At 72.0% G+C, this 21727-nt stretch carries 16 protein-coding genes; 7 read left to right on the top strand and 9 right to left on the bottom strand.

The window, feature by feature from the left end:
• Positions 1–210 precede the first annotated feature (210 nt).
• Complete coding sequence (locus tag AQJ58_RS04675; protein ID WP_067244971.1) at positions 211–3252, bottom strand: bifunctional [glutamine synthetase] adenylyltransferase/[glutamine synthetase]-adenylyl-L-tyrosine phosphorylase; 3042 nt, start codon at positions 3250–3252, stop codon at positions 211–213.
• A 220-nt stretch (positions 3253–3472) separates the two neighbouring features.
• Between AQJ58_RS04675 and AQJ58_RS04670 the strand changes: the two genes are divergently transcribed.
• Positions 3473–3919, top strand: a complete 447-nt coding sequence (locus tag AQJ58_RS04670) for a VOC family protein (protein WP_067244970.1) — start codon at positions 3473–3475, stop codon at positions 3917–3919.
• A gap of 13 nt (positions 3920–3932) precedes the next feature.
• Here AQJ58_RS04670 and AQJ58_RS04665 read toward each other — a convergent pair whose 3' ends face one another.
• Together AQJ58_RS04665 and glnA are read right to left on the bottom strand one after the other, a co-directional pair.
• The gene (locus AQJ58_RS04665) at positions 3933–4997 is read right to left on the bottom strand and encodes a S8 family peptidase (protein ID WP_234359952.1); all 1065 of its coding nucleotides are present in this window, start codon (positions 4995–4997) and stop codon (positions 3933–3935) included.
• 96 nt (positions 4998–5093) lie between these two features.
• Positions 5094–6455, bottom strand: coding sequence for a type I glutamate--ammonia ligase (glnA, locus tag AQJ58_RS04660; RefSeq protein ID WP_055634019.1), 1362 nt, complete (start codon positions 6453–6455; stop codon positions 5094–5096).
• Positions 6456–6774: 319 nt separating this feature from the next.
• Between glnA and AQJ58_RS04655 the strand changes: the two genes are divergently transcribed.
• Positions 6775–7962 (top strand): globin domain-containing protein, encoded by a 1188-nt coding sequence (locus AQJ58_RS04655; RefSeq protein ID WP_067244967.1) that lies wholly within the window; start codon positions 6775–6777, stop codon positions 7960–7962.
• A 26-nt stretch (positions 7963–7988) separates the two neighbouring features.
• Here the strand turns inward: AQJ58_RS04655 and AQJ58_RS04650 are convergent, their stop codons facing one another.
• Positions 7989–8441, bottom strand: a complete 453-nt coding sequence (locus AQJ58_RS04650) for an RrF2 family transcriptional regulator (protein WP_067244965.1) — start codon at positions 8439–8441, stop codon at positions 7989–7991.
• A gap of 161 nt (positions 8442–8602) precedes the next feature.
• Between AQJ58_RS04650 and AQJ58_RS04645 the strand changes: the two genes are divergently transcribed.
• The 3 genes from AQJ58_RS04645 (at position 8603) to AQJ58_RS04635 (ending at position 12013) form a co-directional block, all read left to right on the top strand.
• Complete coding sequence (locus AQJ58_RS04645) at positions 8603–9271, top strand: thioredoxin-like domain-containing protein (protein ID WP_067244963.1); 669 nt, start codon at positions 8603–8605, stop codon at positions 9269–9271.
• Complete coding sequence (locus tag AQJ58_RS04640; protein ID WP_067244961.1) at positions 9268–9891, top strand: DUF305 domain-containing protein; 624 nt, start codon at positions 9268–9270, stop codon at positions 9889–9891. Before AQJ58_RS04645 ends, AQJ58_RS04640 begins: the two co-directional genes overlap by 4 nt.
• Before the next feature lie 172 nt (positions 9892–10063).
• The gene (locus tag AQJ58_RS04635) at positions 10064–12013 is read left to right on the top strand and encodes a S53 family peptidase (RefSeq protein WP_067244959.1); all 1950 of its coding nucleotides are present in this window, start codon (positions 10064–10066) and stop codon (positions 12011–12013) included.
• A gap of 126 nt (positions 12014–12139) precedes the next feature.
• On the opposite strand, the gene AQJ58_RS04630 is transcribed toward AQJ58_RS04635, so the two are convergent.
• Positions 12140–12544: a hypothetical protein gene (locus AQJ58_RS04630; RefSeq protein ID WP_067244957.1), complete on the bottom strand. Its 405-nt coding sequence runs from the start codon at positions 12542–12544 to the stop codon at positions 12140–12142.
• Between the two features lie 168 nt (positions 12545–12712).
• Here AQJ58_RS04630 and AQJ58_RS04625 point away from each other — a divergent pair, with 168 nt between their 5' ends.
• Positions 12713–14752 (top strand): NAD(+) synthase, encoded by a 2040-nt coding sequence (locus AQJ58_RS04625; protein ID WP_234359951.1) that lies wholly within the window; start codon positions 12713–12715, stop codon positions 14750–14752.
• 89 nt (positions 14753–14841) lie between these two features.
• The gene (locus AQJ58_RS04620) at positions 14842–16668 is read left to right on the top strand and encodes an acyl-CoA dehydrogenase family protein (RefSeq protein ID WP_067244954.1); all 1827 of its coding nucleotides are present in this window, start codon (positions 14842–14844) and stop codon (positions 16666–16668) included.
• Positions 16669–16785: 117 nt separating this feature from the next.
• On the opposite strand, the gene AQJ58_RS04615 is transcribed toward AQJ58_RS04620, so the two are convergent.
• From AQJ58_RS04615 to AQJ58_RS04600, 4 genes are all read right to left on the bottom strand, one after another.
• Positions 16786–18006: an MFS transporter gene (locus tag AQJ58_RS04615; RefSeq protein ID WP_067244952.1), complete on the bottom strand. Its 1221-nt coding sequence runs from the start codon at positions 18004–18006 to the stop codon at positions 16786–16788.
• A 105-nt stretch (positions 18007–18111) separates the two neighbouring features.
• On the bottom strand, positions 18112–19161 hold the full coding sequence (locus tag AQJ58_RS04610; protein ID WP_079078692.1) for an endonuclease/exonuclease/phosphatase family protein: 1050 nt from the start codon (positions 19159–19161) through the stop codon (positions 18112–18114).
• A 193-nt stretch (positions 19162–19354) separates the two neighbouring features.
• Positions 19355–19981 carry a TetR/AcrR family transcriptional regulator gene (locus tag AQJ58_RS04605; protein ID WP_107121955.1) on the bottom strand — a complete coding sequence of 209 codons (627 nt, stop codon included), beginning with the start codon at positions 19979–19981 and terminating at the stop codon, positions 19355–19357.
• Between the two features lie 57 nt (positions 19982–20038).
• Positions 20039–21631, bottom strand: a complete 1593-nt coding sequence (locus AQJ58_RS04600) for an MFS transporter (RefSeq protein WP_067244950.1) — start codon at positions 21629–21631, stop codon at positions 20039–20041.
• Positions 21632–21727 lie beyond the last annotated feature (96 nt).

The following is a 21727-nucleotide window of genomic DNA, read 5'->3' as shown; positions in this document are numbered from 1 at the left end:
CGGGTCACGCCCGCCCGCGTCACGCCCTCGGATGACGCCCGCCCACGCACGGCCTCGGATGACGCCCGCCCACGCACGGCCACGGGTCACGCCCGCCCACGCACGACCACGGATGACGCCCGCCCGCGTCACGCCCTCGGGTGACGCCCGCCCACGTCACGCCCCCTCGGATGACGCCCGCCCACGTCAGCCCTCGGATGACGCCCGCCGTCACCCCCCGTAGAACAGCTGATCCACCACCGCCCGGGCCCGCCGGGCGGTGCGGCGGTAACCGTCGAGCAGCTCGCCCACCCGACCCGGGCCGTACCCCAAATAGCGCCCCACGGCGGTGAGTTCACGGCTCTCCGAGGGGAAGGTGTCCCCGGCCCGGCCCCGGACCAGCATCACGGCGTTGCGCACCCGGGTGGCCAGCACCCACGCCTCGTCGAGGGTCTCCGCGTCCTCCGCCGTGATCAGCCCGGCCGCCCGCGCGGCCGCGAGCGCCTCCCGGGTCCGCGTGGTCCGCAGCCCCGGCTGCGCCCATCCGTGGCGCATCTGGAGCAGCTGCACGGTCCACTCCACGTCGGACAGCCCGCCCGGCCCGAGCTTGGTGTGCAGCTTGGGGTCGGCGCCGCGCGGCAGCCGCTCCGACTCCATCCGGGCCTTCAGCCGCCGGATCTCCCGTACGGCGTCCTCCCCGAGCCCCTGCGCCGGATACCGCAACGGATCGATCAGCTCGATGAACCGCCGCCCCAGCTCCTCGTCGCCCGCGACGGGTTCGGCGCGCAGCAGCGCCTGCGACTCCCACACCAGCGACCAGCGCCGGTAGTAGGCCTCGTACGACTTCAGCGTCCGCACCAGCGGCCCGGACTTCCCCTCGGGCCGCAGATCGGCGTCGATCAGCAGCGGGGGGTCGGCGCTCGGGACCTGGAGCAGCCGGCGCATCTCGGCGACCACCCGGTTCGCGGCCTCGGAGGCCTCCCTCTCGTCGGTGCCCTCCCTGGGCTCGTGCACGAACAGCACGTCGGCGTCGGAGCCGTAGCCCAGTTCGTGCCCGCCGAAGCGTCCCATGCCGATCACCGCGAACCGGGTGGGCAGGGTGTCCCCCCAGCCCTCGCGGACCACGGCCCGCAGCGTCCCCGCGAGTGTGGCCGCCGTCAGATCGGAGACGGCCGCGCCGACCCGGTCCACCAGCGCCCCCTGGTCGGGCTCGGCGGGCCGGGTCTCGGTGCCGTAGGAACTGACGATGTCCCCGGCCGCCGTACGGAACAGCTCGCGCCGGCGCACTCCGCGGGCCGCTGTGACCGCCTGCTCGGCGTTCCCCGCGCGCCCCACCGTGGCCAGGGTCTCCTGCTCCAACTGGGCCCGCCCGCGCGGCTGGAGCCCGCCGCCGTCCCCGTCGCCGTCACCGAGCAGGGCGACCGCCTCGGGGGCCCGCAGCAGCAGATCGGGGGCGAGGCGGCCGGCCGACAGCACCCGGGCGAGGTTCTCGGCGGCTGCCCCCTCGTCCCGCAACAGCCGCAGATACCAAGGGGTCTTGCCCAAGGCGTCCGACACCTTGCGGAAGTTGAGCAGTCCGGCGTCCGGATCGGCGGAGTCGGCGAACCAGGCGAGCAGCACGGGCAGCAGGGTGCGCTGGATGGCGGCCTTGCGGGTGACGCCCGAGGCGAGCGCCTCCAGGTGCCGCAGTGCGGCGGCCGGGTCGGCGTACCCGAGGGCGATCAGCCGCTCACGCGCCGCCTCCAGGCTCAACCGGGCCTCTCCGGATGGGGGTCCCCCCGCCCGAGCCAATTCGAGGGTGGGGGAGAGTTGGGCGACGGCGTCGAGCAGCGGCCGGTAGAAGATCTTCTCGTGGAGGCGCCGGACCACGGCCGCGTGCCGCTTCCACTCCCGGTTCAGCTCCACCACCGGATCGGTCCGCAGGCCGAGCGAGCGCCCGAGGCGGCGCTGGTCGTCCTCGTCCTCGGGGACGAGATGGGTCCGCCGGAGCCGGTACAGCTGGATCCGGTGCTCCATGGACCGCAGGAACCGGTAGGCGTCGTCGAGCTGCACGGCGTCGGCCCGCCCCACGTACCCGCCCGCGGCCAGCGCCTGGAGGGCGTCCAGGGTGGTGCCGCTGCGCAGCGAGGCGTCGGAGCGCCCGTGCACGAGCTGGAGCAGTTGTACGGCGAACTCGACGTCCCGCAGCCCGCCGGGCCCGAGCTTCAGCTCGCGCTCGACCTCGGCGGCCGGGATGTTCTCGACGACCCGCCGCCGCATCTTCTGCACGTCGACGACGAAGTTCTCCCGCTCGGCGGCCTTCCACACCAGCGGCTCGACGGCGGCGACGTACTCGGTGCCCAGGGCCAGGTCGCCCGCCACCGGCCGGGCCTTGAGCAGCGCCTGGAACTCCCAGGTCTTGGCCCACCGCTGGTAGTAGGCGAGATGGCTGCTGAGCGTGCGCACCAGCGGCCCGTTGCGCCCCTCGGGCCGCAGATTGGCGTCGACCGGCCAGATCGAGCCCTCCACGGTGGTCTCGGAGCAGATCCGCATCATGTGCGAGGCCAGCTTGGTGGCGGCCCGCAGGGCCTTGCCCTCGTCGGCGCCTTCGGCGGCCTCCCCCACGAAGATGACGTCGACGTCGGAGACGTAGTTCAGCTCGTGGCCGCCGCACTTGCCCATGGCGATGACGGCGAGCCGGCACAGCGCGGCGTCCTGCGGGGCGGCCGCCGTCGCGATCCGCAGCGCCGCGCGCAGGGTGGCGGTGGCGAGGTCGGCGAGCTCGGCGGCGGTCTCGGCGACGTCGGTCGTCCCGCAGACGTCCCGGGCGGCGATCGACAGCAGGCAGCGCCGATAGGCGACGCGCAGCGACACCGGGTCGTCCGCCGGTGCGAGGCCCCGCTCGAACTCCTCCACCCCGGGGTGCAGGTCCCGCGGCTCATAGGTGAGCAGCGCCTCCCAGTCCCCCGGGTGCCGGGCCAGATGCTCGGCGAGTGCGGCGGAGGCTCCCAGCACCCCCAGCAGCCGGTCCCGCAGGGGCTTGGCCGCTATCAGCGTGTCGAGCAGGCCGCGCCGGGCCGTGTGGTCGGCCTGTGCCTCCAGCAGCCCGACCAGACCGCGCAGCGCCAGATCCGGGTCGGCGACCGCGCCCAGCGCCTCCAGCAGGATGGGATCACTGCGCACCGGAGCCAGTTCCGGCCCGTCCAGCAGCCGTTCGGCGGCGGAGGGATCGGTGAACCCGTGCCGCAGCAGCCGTGTGAAGGTACTGCTCCTGCGCCCCGGCGCCGCCGTCATCCCCGGCCTCCTCGACTCCACTGGCTCCGCTGACTCCGATCAAGGTCGTACGCACTTGAGCGTAACCGGAGAGGTCCGGGGAAGCGCCGGGGCGAGGGGAGGCGGATGAGCGGTGCTGCCGTCCCCGCGGTGGCGCCGGGGACGGTTTTCGGATTCGGTAGGGGGAGCGGTCCGGCCCGAGCCGGGCGTGGCGGTACGACCGAGGCTCCGGAGGCCCAGGATGCAGTACACGCTCGAAGTGATCCCGCTGCCCGTGAGCGACATCGACCGGGCCCGTGACTTCTACCGCGACAAGGTCGGTTTCCACGTGGACATCGACCAGGAGGTCATGCCCGGCATGCGGATCGTGCAGCTGACGCCGCCGGGCTCGGGCTGCTCGGTCGCGCTCGGCGACAGCATCTGGGAGGCGGTCCGGGGCCCGCGCCCCGCCCCCGGCTCCTACCAGGGGCTCCAGCTGTGCGTGGCCGACATCGACGCCGCCCGCGTGGAACTGCTGGAGCGGGGCCTGGAGGTCTCCGAGCCGGTCCGCTACACCCCCGACGACGGCGCCACGTTCCTGTACTTCAGCGACCCGGACGGCAACGGCTGGGCGATCCAGGAGTACCGCCGCCGGGCCGAGGAACCCCTGCACCAGGTCCTGGCGGAGCTGGCCCGGCAGACCTCCTGACCCGCCCGTCGGCTCAGATGCCGCCGGTGTTGAGCAGCCGGTTGGGCGTGTCGGAGCGGACTCCGCGCAGGACGCCTCGGGTGGCCGTGTGGTCGAGCCAGACGTGGACCTGGTCGGCCGTGGCGTGGGGGTGGGCCGACAGGTAGAGGGCGATCACGCCGGTCGCGTGCGGCGCGGCCCAGGACGTGGCGCCGTCGGTCTCGGTGTAGGTACCGCCGCCGGCGAGGGCGGAGGTCACCTTCTGGCCGGGGGCGTACAGGTCCACGCACCGTCCGTAGCCCGATCCGTACGAGCCGCTGTCGGTCCACGGGCGGTCGGTGGAGGTGGCGGCCGCCACGACGATGGTGCCGGGGACGCCGGCCGGGGAGTGCTTGCAGGCGTCGTCGTGGAAGTTGCCGGCCGACACCACCGTGGGGATCCCGGCGGCGACCATCTTCTTCACGGCGGTCTCCAGGGCCGCCGAGCGGTGGTCGAGGTTGAGCGACATGTTCACCACGGCGGGCTTCTGGGCGTGCGCGGTGACCCATGTGACCGACTTCACCAGGGCCGCCTCGGCCGCCGCCGCCGAGCCGCCGCCGTCGCTCTCGCACAGCACGCCCTGGACGCGTACCAGCTCCGCCTTGGGCGCCACGCCGTACTTCGCGCCGCCGATGATGCCCGCGACGAAGGTGCCGTGCCCGGTCCCCGCCTCGCTGAAGCAGTCACCGGAGTCCTTCGGGCCCACGAAGTCGGCGCCGAGGTGGGCCCGTCCGCCGAACTCCTTGTGGCCGATGTCCATCCCGGTGTCGATCACGTAGACGTGCACGCCCTTGCCGGTGGCGGTGGTGGTGAGCTTCCCGTTCAGCGGCCGTGACCGCTGGTCCAGGATGTCGAGGTTCCACGGCACGGTGCGGGTGAGCCGCGCGGCCGTGGCCGGGGCCGCGAGCTTCGCCAGGCCGCCGTCGGACACCCCCGCCGAGCGGGCCGGCGCCCCGCCCCCGGAGGCCGCCGCACCGGCCTCCCCCGCGCAGGCCGAGGCCCCGAGCACCGTCACCATGGCCACCGCGATGAGCCCGGCCTTCGTCACGTTCCGCGTCACGACGTCCCCCACTTGCCCGTTTCGTACACAGTCAGCGCACAAGACGAGCCACAGGGGGCAAGCGGTTCCGGCCGGCGGACGGCTCTCCCGCCGTGCCTACAGCACCGGCAGGTTCTTCCGCAGCTCGAAGGCGGTGACCTCCGAGCGGTACTCGTACCACTCCTGCTTCTTGTTGCGCAGGAAGAAGTCGAAGACGTGCTCGCCGAGGGTCTCGGCGACCAGGTCGCTGCGCTCCATGAGGGCGAGGGCCTCGCCGAGGTTCTGCGGGAGGGGCTCGATGCCCATCGCGCGGCGTTCGGCGTCGGAGAGGGCCCAGACGTCGTCCTCGGCGCCCGGCGGGAGCTCGTAGCCCTCCTCGACGCCCTTGAGGCCGGCGGCGAGGAGCATGGCGTACGCCAGGTAGGGGTTGGCGCCGGAGTCGAGAGAGCGGACCTCGATGCGGGCGGAGCCGGTCTTGCCGGGCTTGTACATCGGGACGCGGACGAGGGCCGAGCGGTTGTTGTGGCCCCAGCAGATGTACGAGGGGGCCTCGCCGCCCGCGCCCGCCGTGCGCTCGGAGCCGCCCCAGATGCGCTTGTAGGAGTTGACCCACTGGTTGGTGACGGCGGCGATCTCGGCGGCGTGCTTGAGCAGACCGGCGATGAAGGAGCGGCCCACCTTGGAGAGCTGGTATTCGGACCCGGACTCGTAGAACGCGTTGCGGTCGCCCTCGAAGAGCGAGAGGTGGGTGTGCATGCCGCTGCCGGGGTGCTCGGAGAACGGCTTCGGCATGAAGGTCGCCTGGACGCCCTGCTCCAGCGCGACCTGCTTCATGACCAGGCGGAACGTCATGATGTTGTCGGCGGTGGAGAGCGCGTCGGCGTACCGCAGGTCGATCTCCTGCTGGCCGGGGGCGCCCTCGTGGTGGGAGAACTCCACCGAGATGCCCATCGACTCCAGCATGGTGATGGCCTGGCGGCGGAAGTCCATGCCGATGTTCTGCGGGGTGTGGTCGAAGTAGCCGGAGTTGTCGGCGGGCGTCGGACGGGAGCCGTCCAGCGGGCGGTCCTTCAGCAGGAAGAACTCGATCTCCGGGTGGGTGTAGAAGGTGAAGCCCAGGTCGGAGGCGCGGGCGAGGGCGCGCTTGAGGACGTAGCGGGGGTCGGCGAAGGAGGGGGAGCCGTCCGGCATGAGGATGTCGCAGAACATCCGGGCGGTGCCGGGGGCCTCGGCGCGCCAGGGCAGGATCTGGAAGGTGGACGGGTCCGGCTTGGCGATCATGTCGGACTCGTAGACCCGGGCGAAGCCCTCGATCGCGGAGCCGTCGAAGCCGATCCCCTCGTCGAATGCCTGCTCGAGCTCGGCCGGGGCCACGGCGACGGACTTCAGGAAGCCCAGCACGTCCGTGAACCACAGGCGTACGAACCGGATGTCGCGCTCCTCGAGCGTCCGGAGCACGAACTCCTGCTGCTTGTCCATCTTCCGCTTCCCCATCCTTGCTGGTCAGGCCGCCTGTCTCCCCGTCCCACGGGAGGCGGTCGGGCACCTGCGCATCACACCACAACAGCATTTCATGCGCGTTGCGGACCTTGATCGCTGCGGCGTCCCCGGCCTGAACGGCTCGGGTACGCCGGGTGTACTGCTTCCCCGCCCATCTTGCCTGTTCGCACCCGCATCCGTAATGGCCGGATCGGCTCCCCGGGGTGACGGAAACCACGGCCCTTAAAATTGAATCTGAGATGCAAGTTTTAATAGCGTCGGGCCACCGAGCCGTTCGGCCGAGCCCCGAGGAGTCCCGATGCTGTCCGAGCCGTCCGCAGCCACCGTCCGCGCCACCCTCCCCGCCGTCGGCGCGGCCATCGGCGAGATCACCGAGCGTTTCTACGCCCGTCTCTTCGCCGCCCACCCCGCACTGCTCCGGGACCTCTTCAACCGCGGCAACCAGGCCGCCGGGACCCAGCGCCAGGCCCTCGCCGGCTCCATCGCCGCGTTCGCCGCGCACCTGGTGGACCATCCCGACCGGCGCCCCGACGCGCTGCTGAGCCGCATCGCCCACAAGCACGCCTCGCTCGGCGTCACGCCGGAGCAGTACGCGGTGGTGCACGAGCACCTCTTCGCCGCCCTCGCCGAGGTGCTCGGCGAGGCCGTCACCCCCGAGGTCGCGGCGGCCTGGGACGAGGTCTACTGGCTGATGGCGCACGCGCTCGTCGCCGTCGAGAAGCGGCTGTACGAGGAGAGCGGCGCGGCCGGGCCGCGCCCCTGGGAGGTCGTCGAGCGGATCCTGGAGAGCGACGACGTGGTGACCTTCCGGGTGCGCCCGGCCGACGGCGGGCGGGTGCGCGGCTTCCGGGCCGGGCAGTACGTCTCCGTGGGCGTCGCACTGCCCGACGGCGCCCGGCAGACACGCCAGTACAGCCTCTCGGGGGCGCCGGACGACTCGGTCCGCCAGTTCACCGTCAAGCGGGTGCGCGGCGAGGGCGCCGCGCCCGACGGCGAGGTCTCGAACCACCTGCACGCGCGCGTGCGGGTGGGGGACGTGCTCGACCTTTCGGAGCCGTACGGCGACCTGGTCCTCGACGGGACCGACGGCACGCCCCTGCTGCTGGCCTCGGCCGGCATCGGCGTGACCCCGATGGTCGCGATGCTGGCGGACCTGGCGCGGCGCGGTCACCGGGCCCCGGTCACCGTCGTGCACGCCGACCGCACCCCCGCGACCCACGCCCTGCGCGCCGACCACGAGGCGTACGCGGCGAAGCTCCCGGAGGCGTCCGTGCACCTCTGGTACGAGCGCGAGGCCCCCAAGGGGGCCGCCGAGGGCCTGGTCGACCTCACGGACGTCACCGTCCCGGCGGGCACGCGCGCGTACCTGTGCGGCCCGCTCCCCTTCATGCGGGCGGTGCGCGCCCAGCTGATCGCGAAGGGCGTCGCCCCCGCCGACATCCACTACGAGGTCTTCGGCCCCGACCTGTGGCTGGCGGCGGCCTGACCTACGAACTCTCCCGGGGGCGCGCGTCAGAGGGCGTGCGCGCCGGACCCGGGGCCCGTGAGGCCCAGCAGCAGCGGCCCCGTCGGTTCCGCCACGATGTCCGCCATCGTGAGGGGGTCGAGGGAGGCGTAGAAGGCCTCCTGGGCCCGGCGCAGGGCGCCGCGCAGGCGGCAGGCCGAGTTCAGGGGGCAGGGGGTCGAGCCCTCGCAGTCGACGACGTCGCCGTCGCCCTCGAAGGTGCGGACGATGCCGCCCACGGACGCCGTACGGCCCTTTCCGGTCAGGGCGAGGCCCCCGCCGCGGCCCCGGCGGGCCTCCAGCAGCCCCAGGTGCTGGAGTTCGGCCACGACCTTGGCCGCGTGCGTGTAGGGGACCTGCATCGCGGCCGCCACCTCACGGGTCGTCGGGGTGGTCTCGCCCGCGACCGCGAGGCGCATCAGGACCCGCAGGGCCAGGTCGGTGGATCGCAGCAGCCGCATGGGAGAAGCGTAGATAATACGCATCTGGGCTTCAAATTATGGAGTGGCCGGGCGGGTGTCTACGCCTTCGCGCGTCCTCCCCCTTACGATCAGTGGACTCGCTGGACACCAGCCGCACCACCGCCACCGTCCCGCCCCCTTTCCCCAGAAGGACAGGCCCCATGGGTTCCGCCGACCAGACCGGCAGCACCGCGCGCAAGGCGCGCATAGAAGAGATGCGGCGGGCCCAGCAGGCCCGAGAGCGGCGCAACCGGATCCTCGTGATCACGGGCAGCGTGGTCGCGGTCGCCGCGCTCGTCGTCGGCGGGGTGTTCGTCGTGAAGTCGCAGTCCGACGACGACTCCTCCACCACCGCCTCCGACTCCAAGGCGTCGGGGCACTGGGTCACCGGCTCGGACGGGGTGAAGACCTGGAAGGGCACCCTGGGGCGCACCCATGTCGCCAAGACCGTGACGTACCCGATGGAGCCCCCGGTCGGCGGCGACCACGACCCGGTCTGGCTGAACTGCAACGGCAACGTCTACACCGAGCCCGTGAACAACATGAACGCCGTGCACGCGCTGGAGCACGGCGCGGTCTGGGTGACGTACACCAGCAAGGCGGAGAAGGCCGACGTCGACGCGCTCGCGGCGAAGGTGAAGAAGACGCCGTACACGTTCATGAGTCCGGACGACAAGCAGGCCGACCCGATCATGCTCAGCGCCTGGGGCAAGCAGCGCACGGTGACCGGTGCGGACGACCCCGCCGTCGCCACGTTCTTCGAGAAGTTCGTGCAGGGTGAGCAGACGCCCGAGCCGGGCGCCTCCTGCACCGGCGGGACGATGAAGTGAGGACGTCGGCGGGCTGGATCGCCTCGGCCGCGGCGGCGGTGCTCGTCGCGGCCGGCGCCATCACCTACGCCGTCGCCGCGGACGACGGGGGCAGCGGCGGATCGGTCCCCGCCGCCGACTCCGCCGACGCCGGGTTCGCCCGGGACATGGCCGTCCACCACCAGCAGGCCGTCGAGATGGCGTACATCGTGCGCGACCGGACGACGGACGAGGAGGTGCGGCGGCTCGCCTACGACATCGCCCAGACGCAGGCCAACCAGCGCGGGATGCTGCTCGGCTGGCTCGATCTGTGGGGGCTGCCGAAGGTGTCCTCCGACGCGCCCATGACCTGGATGGGGATGGGCGACATGGCCGACGGCAAGGACGGCGCGCTCATGCCCGGCATGGCGACGGACACCGAGCTGAAGAAGCTGGGCACGCTGAACGGCAGGCGGGCCGAGGTGTTCTTCCTCCAGCTGATGACCGCTCACCACAAGGGCGGCATCCACATGGCCGAGGGCTGTGTCGCCCAGTGCACGGTCGGCGTGGAGAAGCGGCTCGCGCAGGGCATGGTCGACGCGCAGAAGTCCGAAATCGCCCTGATGGCGGACATGTTGAAGGCGCGTGGGGCGAAGGCGTAGGCCACCCGTAGGGTTTTCCCTCGACTTCGCGGACTTGTCCGTCAAATCACCCCAGCAAGCGGTCACTTGGCCGCTTCTTGGTTTTCGTATTCCCCTTGCATGAACGGTTCGTCGCAAGAGTGGCCGTCACGTCGAGTGATCAACTCGCGTCGAACCACACACAGGGGGTCCGATGAGATCCAACCGCGCCGCGCTGCGCGCCGGGGTGAGCATGGCGGCGACACTGCCCATGATCGCCGGCGCCCTCGCGCTCGGCATACCCGCCGCCCACGCCGCGGACGCTCCGACCCGTGACACGCTGGCCGGGACCAAGCCCGCGTGGGCGACGGCCACGGCGGACAAGGGCTCGACCTCGAACAGCGCCCGGCTGAACGCCCGCGTGTACCTCGCGGGCCGCGACGCCCGAGGCCTCGCCGCCTACGCAAAGGCGGTGTCCGACCCGAGCTCCCCCGCCTACGGCAAGTTCCTCTCCGCCCAGCAGGCCGCCGCCCGCTTCGGCGCGACCGCGACCCAGGTCGCCGCGGTCAAGGCATGGCTGACGGCGGCCGGTCTGAAGGTCACGGGCACCACCCCGCACTACGTCTCCGTCAGCGGTGACGTCGCCGCCGCCGAGAAGGCGTTCGGCACCGACCTGCACAACTACGCCAAGGGCTCGAAGACCTACCGCGCGCCCTCGAAGTCGGCGTCCGCGCCCGCGAGCCTCGACGGTGCCGTACTGACCGTCACCGGCCTGGACAACGCGCCGCACAAGGCCAGGAGCAAGGACCAGCTGCCGCCGCCGGACGCCGTGTTCAAGAACTCCGGGCCGTTCTCCTCGTACTACGGCTCCGCCGTCGCGAGCACCCTCCCGGACGCGTACGGCACGAAGATCCCGTACGCCGTCGAGGGCTACACCGGCAAGCAGCTGCGCTCCGCCTACGGCGCCGGCCGCTACACCGGCAAGAACGTGCGCATCGCCATCACCGACGCGTACGCCTCCCCCACGATCGCCTCCGACGCGGCCACCTATGCGCAAAAGCACGGCGACGCGGCCTGGAAGACGGGCCAGCTGACCCAGGTCCTGCCGAAGGACTACACCAACACCGAGGAGTGCTCGGCGGCCGGCTGGTACGGCGAGGAGACCCTCGACGTCGAGGCCGTGCACGCGGTCGCGCCGGCTGCGAACGTCACGTACGTGGGATCCGCCTCCTGCCACGACGACGATCTGCTCGACGCGCTCAGCAAGGTCGTCGACAACCACCTGGCCGACATCGTCTCCAACTCCTGGGGCGACACCGAGGCCAGCCAGACACCGGACCTCGCGGCCGCCTACGACCGGGTGTTCCAGCTCGGCGCGGTCGAGGGCATCGGCTTCTACTTCTCCTCCGGCGACGACGGCGACGAGGTCGCCAACACCGGGACGAAGCAGGTCGACAGCCCGGCCAACTCGGCCTGGGTCACGGCGGTGGGCGGCACGTCGCTGGCGGTCGGCAAGGGCGACACGTACCAGTGGGAGACCGGCTGGGGCACCGAGAAGGCGGTGCTGTCCGCGGACGGCAAGAGCTGGACCGACTTCCCGGGGGTGTTCACCTCGGGCGCGGGAGGCGGCACGAGCAAGACCGTCGCGGAGCCCTTCTACCAGAGGGGCGTCGTCCCGAAGGCGCTGGCCACCGCGAACAGCGCGGCCGGCAACCGGGTCGTCCCGGACATCGCGGCTCTGGCCGACCCGAACACCGGCTTCAAGGTGGGCCAGACCCAGACCTTCCCGGACGGGTCGCAGCAGTACAGCGAGTACCGCATCGGCGGCACCTCGCTCGCCGCCCCGGTGATCGCGGCGGTGCAGGCCCTGGCCCAGGAGGCGCACGGCTGCCGGCCGATCGGTTTCGCCAACCCGTCGATCTACGCCAGGTCCGGTCGGGGCGTCTACCACGACGTCACCGACAGCCCGACCGGCTCCGACCTGGCCGTGGCCCGCGTGGACTTCGTCAACGGCTTCGACGCCGCCGACGGCCTGAGCACCTCGGTCCGCAGCCTCGGCAAGGACAGCTCGCTGTCCGCGGTCAAGGGCTACGACGACGTCACCGGCGTGGGCACCCCGACGAGCCGTTACATCGACTCCTTCCGTCCGCACCGCAGCCGCTGACCCGGCAGCACGCCCGGAACAACCCGTTCCCGGACGGCCAGCCGTCCGGGAACACCGACGCACCCACCGGTTCCACGGCGAAATAGCGCAAGGCGTGCTCCTGAATCCCCGGAACAGGAGCACGCTTCAGCGAGGGCCCCGCCCGGACCGCTCGATCACCAGAAAGATCACGAAACCCGCCGCCAGCAGAAGAGCACCGCCCACCAGGAACGGCAGGGGGGCGTACTCGTCGGTGCACGTCTGTCCGCCCGGCACGGAACGGCAGACGTTCCCCGGACCACCGCGGTTGAGATACGCGACGTGGAAGAGCGGCAGCGCCAGACCGGCGAGCCCTCCGAGAACGGCCCGCCCGGGCCCCTTCCACAACAGCAGCCCCGCAGCCACGGCGGCCAGGACCAGCAGGACCACCCCCACCGACAGAAGGGCGGCGAACCCCGCGGCGGCGCACGCTCCCACCGCGAACCACGCCAGGAACCAGCCCCAGCCCGCCCGGCGGCCCGCACGCTCCGCCTGTGACCTCGTGTACGCCATACGTCCCATTGAAGGCACGCTCACCCGCCCCCAACAGCCCTGCGGCCGAGCCGACCTGAGCCGGGGCGCCGTGACCAGGAACCGGCTCCCGGACCCGGCGCGGGACGCCCCGGACTCCCGCACCCCCATCGCGTCGCTCTGACGATTACAGCGATTACACTGGGCCGCGTGCCTCCGTTGAACTTCTGGTCGATCTATCAGCACGGCTTCGCGCGCGTCGCCGCGTGTACGGGCCACACGGTCATCGCGGACCCGCCCGCCAACGCCGAGGCGGTGCTGCGCCACGCGCGCCGGTGCGCCGAGGAGGGCGTCGCCGTCGCCGTCTTCCCGGAGATGGGCCTGTGTGGCTACTCCATCGAGGACCTGCTGCTCCAGGACGCGCTGCTCGACCAGGTCGAGGAGGCGCTCGCGACCGTGGTGGCCGGTTCGGCCGGGCTGCTGCCCGTGCTGGTCGTCGGCGCCCCGCTGCGCCACCGCAACCGGGTCTACAACTGCGCGGTGATCGTGCACCGCGGCCGGATCCTCGGGGTCGTGCCGAAGTCGTACCCCCCGAACTACCGTGAGTTCTACGAGCGCCGGCAGATCGCGGACGGCGCCGACGAGCGCGGCGGCTCGATCCGGGTCGGGGGCGCGAGCGTGCCGTTCGGCGTGGACCTGCTGTTCACGGCCGACGACGTCCCCGGTCTCACGCTGTTCGCGGAGATCTGCGAGGACATGTGGGTGCCGGTGCCGCCCAGCGCGGAGGCGGCGCTGGCCGGTGCGACCGTCCTGGTGAACCTCTCCGGCAGCCCGATCACGGTCGGGCGGGCCGAGGACCGCAAGCTGCTGTGCCGCTCGGCGTCCTCGCGCTGCCTCGCCGCGTACGTCTACGCGGCCGCCGGCCTCGGCGAGTCCACCACCGACCTGTCCTGGGACGGCCAGGCCATGGTCTACGAGAACGGCGTGCTGCTCGCGGAGACCGAGCGCTTCCCGCTCGGCGACGAGTACGCGGTGGCCGACGTGGACCTCGACCTGCTGCGGCAGGAGCGGCAGCGGATGGGCACGTTCGACGAGAACCGCCGTACGCACCACGCCCGGACCGCCGACTTCCGGACGGTCTCCTTCGAGCTCGACCCGCCGTCGGCCGACCTGGGCCTGCGCCGCCGTCTGGAGCGCTTCCCGTTCGTGCCGGCCGACGCCGACCGGCTCGCGCTGGACTGCTTCGAGGCGTACAACATCCAGGTCGCGGGCCTCCAGCAGCGACTGGCCTCGATCGGCGGCCCCAAGGTGGTCATCGGGGTCTCCGGCGGCCTGGACTCCACGCACGCGCTGATCGTCGCCGCCCGCGCGATGGACCGCGCGGGCCGCCCGCGCAGCGACATCCTGGCGTGGACCCTGCCGGGCTTCGCCACCAGCGACCACACCAAGGACAACGCGCACAAGCTGATGAACGCGCTCGGCGTCACCGCGGCCGAGCTGGACATCACGCCGACCGCGCGGCTGATGCTGCGGGAGATGGGCCACCCGTTCGCCTCCGGCGAGCCGGTGTACGACGTCACCTTCGAGAACGTCCAGGCGGGCCTGCGCACCGACTACCTCTTCCGGCTGGCCAACCAGCGCGGCGGCATCGTGCTCGGCACCGGCGACCTCTCGGAACTGGCCCTCGGCTGGTCCACGTACGGCGTGGGCGACCAGATGAGCCACTACAACGTCAACTCGGGCGTGCCGAAGACGCTGATGCAGCACCTGATCCGCTGGGTCATCAGCAGCGGCCAGTTCGACGACGAGACCGGCGGGACGCTCGCCGCGATCCTCGACACCGAGATCAGCCCGGAGCTGGTCCCGGGCGAGGAGATGCAGTCGACCGAGTCGAAGATCGGCCCGTACGCGCTGCACGACTTCACGCTCTTCCACGTCCTGCGGTACGGCTTCCGCCCCTCGAAGATCGCCTTCCTGGCCTGGCACGCCTGGCACGACGCGGCGGACGGCGCCTGGCCGCCCGGCTTCCCCGAGGCCAAGCGGGTGGCGTACGACCTGCCCGAGATCCGGCAGTGGCTGGAGGTCTTCTGCCGCCGCTTCTTCGCCTTCGCCCAGTTCAAGCGCTCGGCGATGCCGAACGGGCCGAAGGTGTCGGCGGGGGGTTCGCTGTCACCGCGCGGTGACTGGCGGGCACCGTCGGACAGCTCGGCGCGGGCGTGGCTGCGGGATCTCGCCCGGTTCGACGACTAGGGCCCTTCCGGGCGGGGGAGTCCCGCGGTTTAACCCAACGGCAACAGTCATGATCGTTTCCGTGTGTCGTTCGGTGTCGTTGAACGGCCGTGTTGATCACTCCTTCTTCCCCCACCGATCTCGACCGCACCGGACTGACCGACGCCCTCTTCCAGGACGGGCCCGACGGTCCTTACGTGCACGGGCACCGGCGCAAGGTCGTCTCGGCCGAGCTGTTCCGCCACCGTCCCTCGGCATCCGTCGAGGAGAGGTGGCAGCACGCGTACGACCGTCTTCGTGCCGTGAACGAGCAACTGCCCGTCTCCCCGCAGTGGTTCGTCGCGGACCCGCGCGGGCTCGCCGCCCTGCACGAATGGGCTGCCGTGGTCGACGGGGCCACCGCGACCGTCGCCGGCATCCACTTCAACCTCTTCCTCGGCAGCGTGCTGGACGACGAGGAGTCGCCGGCCCGGGAACTGGACGCGTTCTGGTCGCTGGCCCGGGTCGGAACGTTCCTGTGCACCGAGCGGGCGCACGGCAACGACGCCGCGGCGCTGGAGACCGTCGCTCGCTACGACCGCGAACGCGACGAGTTCGTCCTGCACACCCCGAACGACGGCGCGCGCACGTACATGCCCAACACCAGCCCGGTGGGCGGGCCGAAGACCGCGGTCGTCGCGGCCCGGCTGCTCGTCGACGACGTGGACCAGGGCGTCTTTCTCTTCCTCACCCCGCTCAGCGACCACCGCGGCACGCTGCCGGGTGTCACCGTGACGCTGCTGCCGGAACGTATCGGCAGCCCGGTGGACCACTGTGTCACCCGTTTCGACCGGGTCCGCCTGCCCCGCACCGCCCTGCTCCAGGGCCCGCACGGACGGCTGGGGCCCGACGGCACCTTCAGCAGTGCGGTGGGCAGTCCGCGCAAGCGGTTCCTGCATGCCATCCGCCGGGTGACGGTCGGCAAGCTCTGCATGAGCGCGAGCACCCTCGGCGGCTGCCGGTCGGCGCTGGCGACCGCGGTGCGCTACGCCCATGTCCGGCAGATCTCCGGCCCGGTGGCCGGGCAGCGCATCCCGCTGGCCGCCCACCGCAGCCACCACGCCCGGCTGCTGGAGTGCGTGGCCACCGCCTACGCCACGACCTTCCTGCACCGCGCGGTCACCGACCGCTGGATCACCCACCGCCCCGGCGAACACGCGGAAGCGGAGCGCCTGGTGGCGGTCACCAAGGGCTGGGTCACCTGGAAGGCCCGGGACATCACGACCGAGAGCCGGGAACGCTGCGGCGCCCAGGGGCTGTTCCCGGTCAACGGCCTGGCGGAGTACTCCGCCAACGCCGACGGCGCGATCACGGCGGAGGGCGACAACCTGGCCGTCTGGTGCAAGGCCGGAGCCGAAATGATCTTCGGGCACGAGCTCGCCCCGCAGCCTCCGCAGGCCACCGGCCTGGAGAGCCTCACCGACCTCGGCTTCCTGCGAAGCGCCGTCACCGCCGCGGAACGCCACTGGCACCTGACCGCCCGGCGTGACCTCCGCAGCGGCCGCAGCGATGACGGGCTGGGCCGCTGGAACAACGCGTCCGACGCCGCGCTGGCCCTGGTCGAGGCGTTCACCGTGGGGCAGGCGGCCGACGCGTTCACCGCCGCGTGCGCACGCGTGACAGCCCCCTCGGCGCGCGCCGCCCTGGAATCCCTGTGCGCGCTGTTCCTGCTCGGTGAGGTGGACGCCCGCGCCGGACTGCTGCTGGCGCACAAGGCGCTCACCGCCCCCCAGGTCAGGGCGCTGCCACGGACACGGGGCGAGCTGATCGCCCGCCTGGCCCCCCATCTCGCCGCGCTCACGGACGCCTTCGACGTCCCCGAGGAGCACCTCTCCTCACTGCCGATGCTCACGGCCACCGCGGCTCACCCGGCCGAGCCGGCCCGGACCGAGCCGTGACCAGCCTGCGGGACTCGCGTTCGTGACGGGGGCCGTGCCGATGGACCTTCTTGTGTGACGCGAGTGCGCCTGGCGGACGACCGAGACCGGTGCCCGGCCGACCGTCCACCACCGCTGTCAGTGGTGTGCGGCCGCCTCCGCCGGCTCCGGTACGTGGGTCGCCACGATCCGCTCGAATCCGCGGGCGGCGGCACGGCGGCGGTCCACCCCGTACGCCACCCCCGCGACGCCCAGCCCGAGGAGTGCCAGTGCGGCGCCCGCGAGGGCCGGGGACGTGACACCGAGGCCCGCCGCCAGGGTCAGGCCGCCGATCCAGGCGCCGCCCGCGTTGGCGAGGTTGAAGGCGGCCTGGTTGGCGGAGGAGGCCAGGGAGGGGGCCGTGGCGGCCTTCTCCATGACCATGAGGTTCAGGGGGGTGCCCGCGACGAAGGCCGCGATGCCGAGCAGGACCACCGCCAGGGCTCCGGTCCCCTGGGTGCGCATCATCAGCGGGAAGAGGGCGAGGACGGCGGCGAGCGAGGCCAGGCCCGCGAAGAGGGTGCGGCGCATCGCGTGGTCCGCGAGGCGGCCGCCCAGCAGGTTGCCGATCGTCGCGCCGACGCCGAACAGGGCGAGGAGGAGCGTGACGCTCCCGTCGGCGTAGCCGGCCGCGTCGGTCAGCATCGGGGTGATGTAGCTGTACGCCGAGAAGAGGGCACCGAAGCCCGCCACCGTCGTGCCGAGGGCCAGCCAGACCGGGAGGGACGTCAGGGCGGCGAGTTCGTGACGCAGGCCGGTGGCGGGGACCCCGCCCGTGTCCCGGGGGATCAGGACCGCCAGGGAGGCCACCGCGGCCAGGCCGATCACGCCGACGCCGAGGAAGGTCGCCCGCCAGCCGAGGTGCTGCCCCATGAGCGTGGCGGCGGGGACGCCCGCGATGTTGGCGACGGTCAGGCCGAGGAACATCAGCGACACCGAGCGCGCCTTGCGCTCCGGTGCGACCAGGCCGGTGGCGACGACCGCGCCGACGCCGAAGAAGGCGCCGTGCGGGAGGCCGCTGAGGAAGCGGGCGGCGAGGAGGGAGTCGTAGCCGGGGGCGAGCGCCGAGAGGGTGTTGCCGGCGACGAACAGGACCATCAGGGACATCAGCAGGGTGCGGCGGCGCATCCGGGCCGTCACGGCGGCGAGCAGGGGCGCGCCGATGACGACGCCGAGGGCGTAGGCGGAGACGAGGTGGCCGGCGGTGGGGAGGGAGACGCGCAGGTCTGCCGCCACGTCGGGCAGCAGGCCCATCATCACGAACTCCGTGGTGCCGATGCCGAAGGCACCCACGGCGAGGGCGAGCAGCGCCAGAGGCATGAGGGGACGTGGCCTTTCGGATCAGGGGGTCGTGCCGTCGTACGGCCATACACTCCGTATGTTCAACGACGGAACAAAGTCTCCCCGGTCCGGTATTCCTGCGGGTTACGAGCCGGTCAACTTCACGCGTGCCGCGATGGGCAGATGGTCGCTGCCCGTCTGCGGCAGCGTCCACGACGTCACCGGCTCCACGCCCCGCACCAGGATCTGGTCGATCCGTGCCATCGGGAACGACGCCGGCCAGCTGAAGCCGAAGCCGTCGCCGGCCGCGCCCTGCGTGGACCGCATCTGGGAGGAAACGGCGTTCAGCGAGCGGTCGTTCATGGTGCCGTTGAGGTCGCCGAGGAGGATCACCCGGCTCAGCGGCTCGTCGGCGATCGCCTCGCCCAGCGCGTCCGCGCTCTTGTCGCGCTGACGGGCGGTGAAGCCGGCCTGCAGCTTGACGCGGACCGAGGGGAGGTGGGCGACGTAGAAGGCGACCTCGCCCTCCGGGGTCGTCACCGTCGCCCGCATCGCGCGCGTCCAGCCCAGCTTGATGTCGACGGGCTCGACCCCGCTCAGCGGGTACGTGCTCCACAGGCCGACCGTGCCCTGCACCGAGTGGTACCGGTACGTCGCCGCCAGCGCCTTCTCGTACACCGGCACCGCCGAGGCGGTCAGCTCCTCCAGCGCCACCACGTCCGCGCCGGACGCGGCCACGTCCCGGGCGGTGTCGGAGGGGTCGGGGTTGTCGGCGTTGACGTTGTGCGTGGCGACGGTGAGGTCGCCGCCGCTGCCGGTCTTGTCGCTGAGGAGCCCGCCGAAGAGGTTCAGCCAGACGACGGCAGGGAGGACCAGCGCGATCAGCGCGCTCGCCGACCTGCGGACCAGGGCGAGCAGCACGAGCACCGGGATGAACAGCCCGAACCAGGGCAGGAACGTCTCCGTGAGGCTGCCGAGGTTGCCGAAGCGGTTGGGGATGCGCGAGTGCAGCAGCATCACCAGGGAGAGCAGCAGCGCCAGCGCCGCGACCACCAGACCTCGGCGCCAGATGCGTGGGTCACCGCGCCAGCCCGAGACCAGACGTCCGATCAGGCGCCGGAACCGGTCTCCTCGGCGCTCGGGTCCCGAGCTGCCGCCGTCGTCCGTCTCCGTCATGTACGCCTGCTGCGCCATACCGTCGCCTCACTGCCTGCCGTGCACACCGTCTCTCCCCCGGGCATAGACCCTAGGGGATGATCGGCTTCCATCCTGCCGTCCCTCGACGGCTGTACGGGCACGAGGACGAACGGTGCCGCGCCGGGAGTTCCTGAGCGGCGCCGCGTGGACCGACCTGTGACGGAACGCGCACATTGCAGCGGCCGCCGGGTCAGTCGACGGGCCGCAGTCCGGCGAGCAGGGTGTCGACGATCCGTTCCGCCAGGTCCTCGGGGAGGTCGGCCTCGGGGCGCAGGACGGCACGCACGAGCATCGGGCCGACGACGATGTCGTTCACCAGTTCCACGTCCAGGTCGGCGCGGAGTTCGCCGTTCTTCTGGCCGCGGCGCAGGACTTCGATGCCGGCCCTGCGCCGGGGAAGTATGACCGCGTTGTGGTAGGCCGCCCAGATCTTCGGGCTGCTCTTCATCTGGGCGTGCACGTTGTGCAGGATCGCCGAGGAGCGGTTGGCGAGGCCCCGTTGGCGCAGGGACTCCAGCAGGACGATGAGGTCGTCCCGCATGGAGGTGCCCGGGAGCTGTTCGGGGTCCTCGGGTTCGGCGCTGCGCAGGACGTCGACGAAGAGTTCCTCCTTGCCGCTCCAGCGCCGGTAGATGGTGGCCTTGCCGACACCCGCCGTGCGGGCGATGCGCTCTATGGAGATCTCGGCGAGGGGCACGCCGTCCTCCAGGAGCTTCATCGTCCCCTCGAGGATGGCCCGTTCCACGGCCTCGCTGCGGGGCCGGCCCCTGGTGGGCTGGTCCGGAGCGGTGCCACTGCCGACGAGGCTCACGTCCATCGTTCCTTTCGTCTCCTGGGGGGATTCTCGCCCACGGGGCCTCCCCTGACGACGGTGCTAGGACTCCGTGCGGACCAACTCCTCCTCTGCGGCGCCCTGCTGAGGTGCCTTCGGCTTGGGGGGCAGGAAGACCGCCACCACGACCGCCCCGGCCAGCGCCACCACGGCACCGCACAGCGCGGTGACGTGCATGGCGTGCAGGAAGGCGTCGTTGGCCGGCCCGACCAGGCCCTTGCCGCGGGCGCCGAGCCGCGCGGCGACGCCCAGGGTGGCCGCGATGGACTCGCCCGCGGTCTCGCGCAGGCCGGCGGGCAGCGCGCCGAGCTTGTCCTCGATGCCGGTGCGGTACGACGTGGAGAGCACCGAGCCGAGGACGGCGATGCCGAGGGCGCCGCCCAGCTGGCGGAAGGTGTTGCTGAGGGCGGAGGCGGAGCCGGCCTTCTCCCGGGGCAGGGCCTGCATGATGACCACGCTGGTCGGGGTCATCACATGGGCCATGCCGGTGCCCATGCAGAAGAAGACGATCTCCAGGAGCCAGATCGGCGTGTCGGCGTCCAGGGTGGCGAACGCGGCCAGGGTCGCGGTGAGCACGAGCATGGCGCCCGTGGTGGTGGCCCGGACCCCGAAGCGGTCGACGACCAGCCGGGCGCGCGGCGCGAAGATCAGCTGGGCGGCGGCGAGCGGCAGCAGGAGCAGACCGGACTGGAGCGGCGAGTAGCCGCGCACGCTCTGGGTGTAGAAGACCGAGAAGAAGGTCACGCCCATCAGCGCGAAGAAGACCAGGGTGATGACGGCCATGGCGGCCGAGAACACCTTGTTCTTGAAGTAGGTGACGTCTATCGACGGGTGGTCGCTGCGCGCCTCGAACACGACGAACGCGGCGAGTACGGCGAGACCGGCGCCGATCGTCGACAGCACCTTGACGTCGGTGAAGTCGGCCAGCTCGCCGCCCTTGATGATGCCGTAGACGAGCAGCACGAGGCCGACGACGGACAGGACGACGCCCACGGCGTCGATCCGGCCCGGCCGGGGGTCGCGGGAGTCGGGCACCAGCCAGAGCATCAGCGCGAACGCCAGGATCACGATCGGCACGTTGATGAGGAAGACCGAGCCCCACCAGAAGTGGTCGAGGAGGAGACCTCCGGTGATCGGCCCTATCGCGATGGCGAGGCCCACGCCGCCGGCCCAGATGCCGATCGCCTTGGGCTGCTCGTCCCGCTCGAAGACGTTCATGAGGACGGCGAGGGTGGCCGGCATCACGAAGGCGGCCCCGACGGCCATCAGCGCGCGGAAGGCGATGAGCTGGGCGGGCGAGCCCGACTCGGCGGCGAGCGCCGAGCCGATGCCGAACACGGCCAGTCCGCCGAGCAGGACCTTCTTGCGGCCGATGCGGTCGCCGAGGAGACCGGCGGTGAACAGCAGACCGGCGAAGACCAGGGTGTAGGCGTTTATGGCCCACTCCAGCTCGCTCTGCGTGGCGCCGAGCCCGGTCGGGGCCGGGGTGGAGATGGTCTTGATCGCGACGTTCAGGATCGAGTTGTCCAGCACCACGATCAGCAGGCTCAGCATCAGCACGCCGAGGATCGCCCAGCGGCGCCGGTGCACCTGTTCCGGTATCCGGGGCGCGGCGGGTACGGCAGGAGTAGTCATGCCGTCGAGGGTAGAGCTTTTTCGATACGAGACCGTCTCGTATTTGATCGACACGCGGTTCTCTTACCCAGCTTTTACTTGCGCTCGGACCCACGG

Origin of the sequence: Streptomyces sp. DSM 15324, assembly GCF_001514285.1 — a bacterium.
Classification (GTDB): domain Bacteria; phylum Actinomycetota; class Actinomycetes; order Streptomycetales; family Streptomycetaceae; genus Streptomyces.
This window is presented reverse-complemented; position numbering and strand designations above follow the sequence as displayed.

Coding starts and splice junctions, on each gene's coding strand:
- AQJ58_RS04645 (WP_067244963.1), top strand. CDS start 8,603: ATGGGTTCCGCCGACCAGACCGGCAGCACCGCGCGCAAGGCGCGCATA.
- AQJ58_RS04600 (WP_067244950.1), bottom strand. CDS start 21,631: ATGACTACTCCTGCCGTACCCGCCGCGCCCCGGATACCGGAACAGGTG.
- AQJ58_RS04630 (WP_067244957.1), bottom strand. CDS start 12,544: ATGGCGTACACGAGGTCACAGGCGGAGCGTGCGGGCCGCCGGGCGGGC.
- AQJ58_RS04605 (WP_107121955.1), bottom strand. CDS start 19,981: ATGGACGTGAGCCTCGTCGGCAGTGGCACCGCTCCGGACCAGCCCACC.
- AQJ58_RS04635 (WP_067244959.1), top strand. CDS start 10,064: ATGAGATCCAACCGCGCCGCGCTGCGCGCCGGGGTGAGCATGGCGGCG.
- AQJ58_RS04615 (WP_067244952.1), bottom strand. CDS start 18,006: ATGCCTCTGGCGCTGCTCGCCCTCGCCGTGGGTGCCTTCGGCATCGGC.
- AQJ58_RS04650 (WP_067244965.1), bottom strand. CDS start 8,441: ATGCGGCTGCTGCGATCCACCGACCTGGCCCTGCGGGTCCTGATGCGC.
- glnA (WP_055634019.1), bottom strand. CDS start 6,455: ATGGACAAGCAGCAGGAGTTCGTGCTCCGGACGCTCGAGGAGCGCGAC.
- AQJ58_RS04610 (WP_079078692.1), bottom strand. CDS start 19,161: ATGGCGCAGCAGGCGTACATGACGGAGACGGACGACGGCGGCAGCTCG.
- AQJ58_RS04655 (WP_067244967.1), top strand. CDS start 6,775: ATGCTGTCCGAGCCGTCCGCAGCCACCGTCCGCGCCACCCTCCCCGCC.
- AQJ58_RS04675 (WP_067244971.1), bottom strand. CDS start 3,252: ATGACGGCGGCGCCGGGGCGCAGGAGCAGTACCTTCACACGGCTGCTG.
- AQJ58_RS04670 (WP_067244970.1), top strand. CDS start 3,473: ATGCAGTACACGCTCGAAGTGATCCCGCTGCCCGTGAGCGACATCGAC.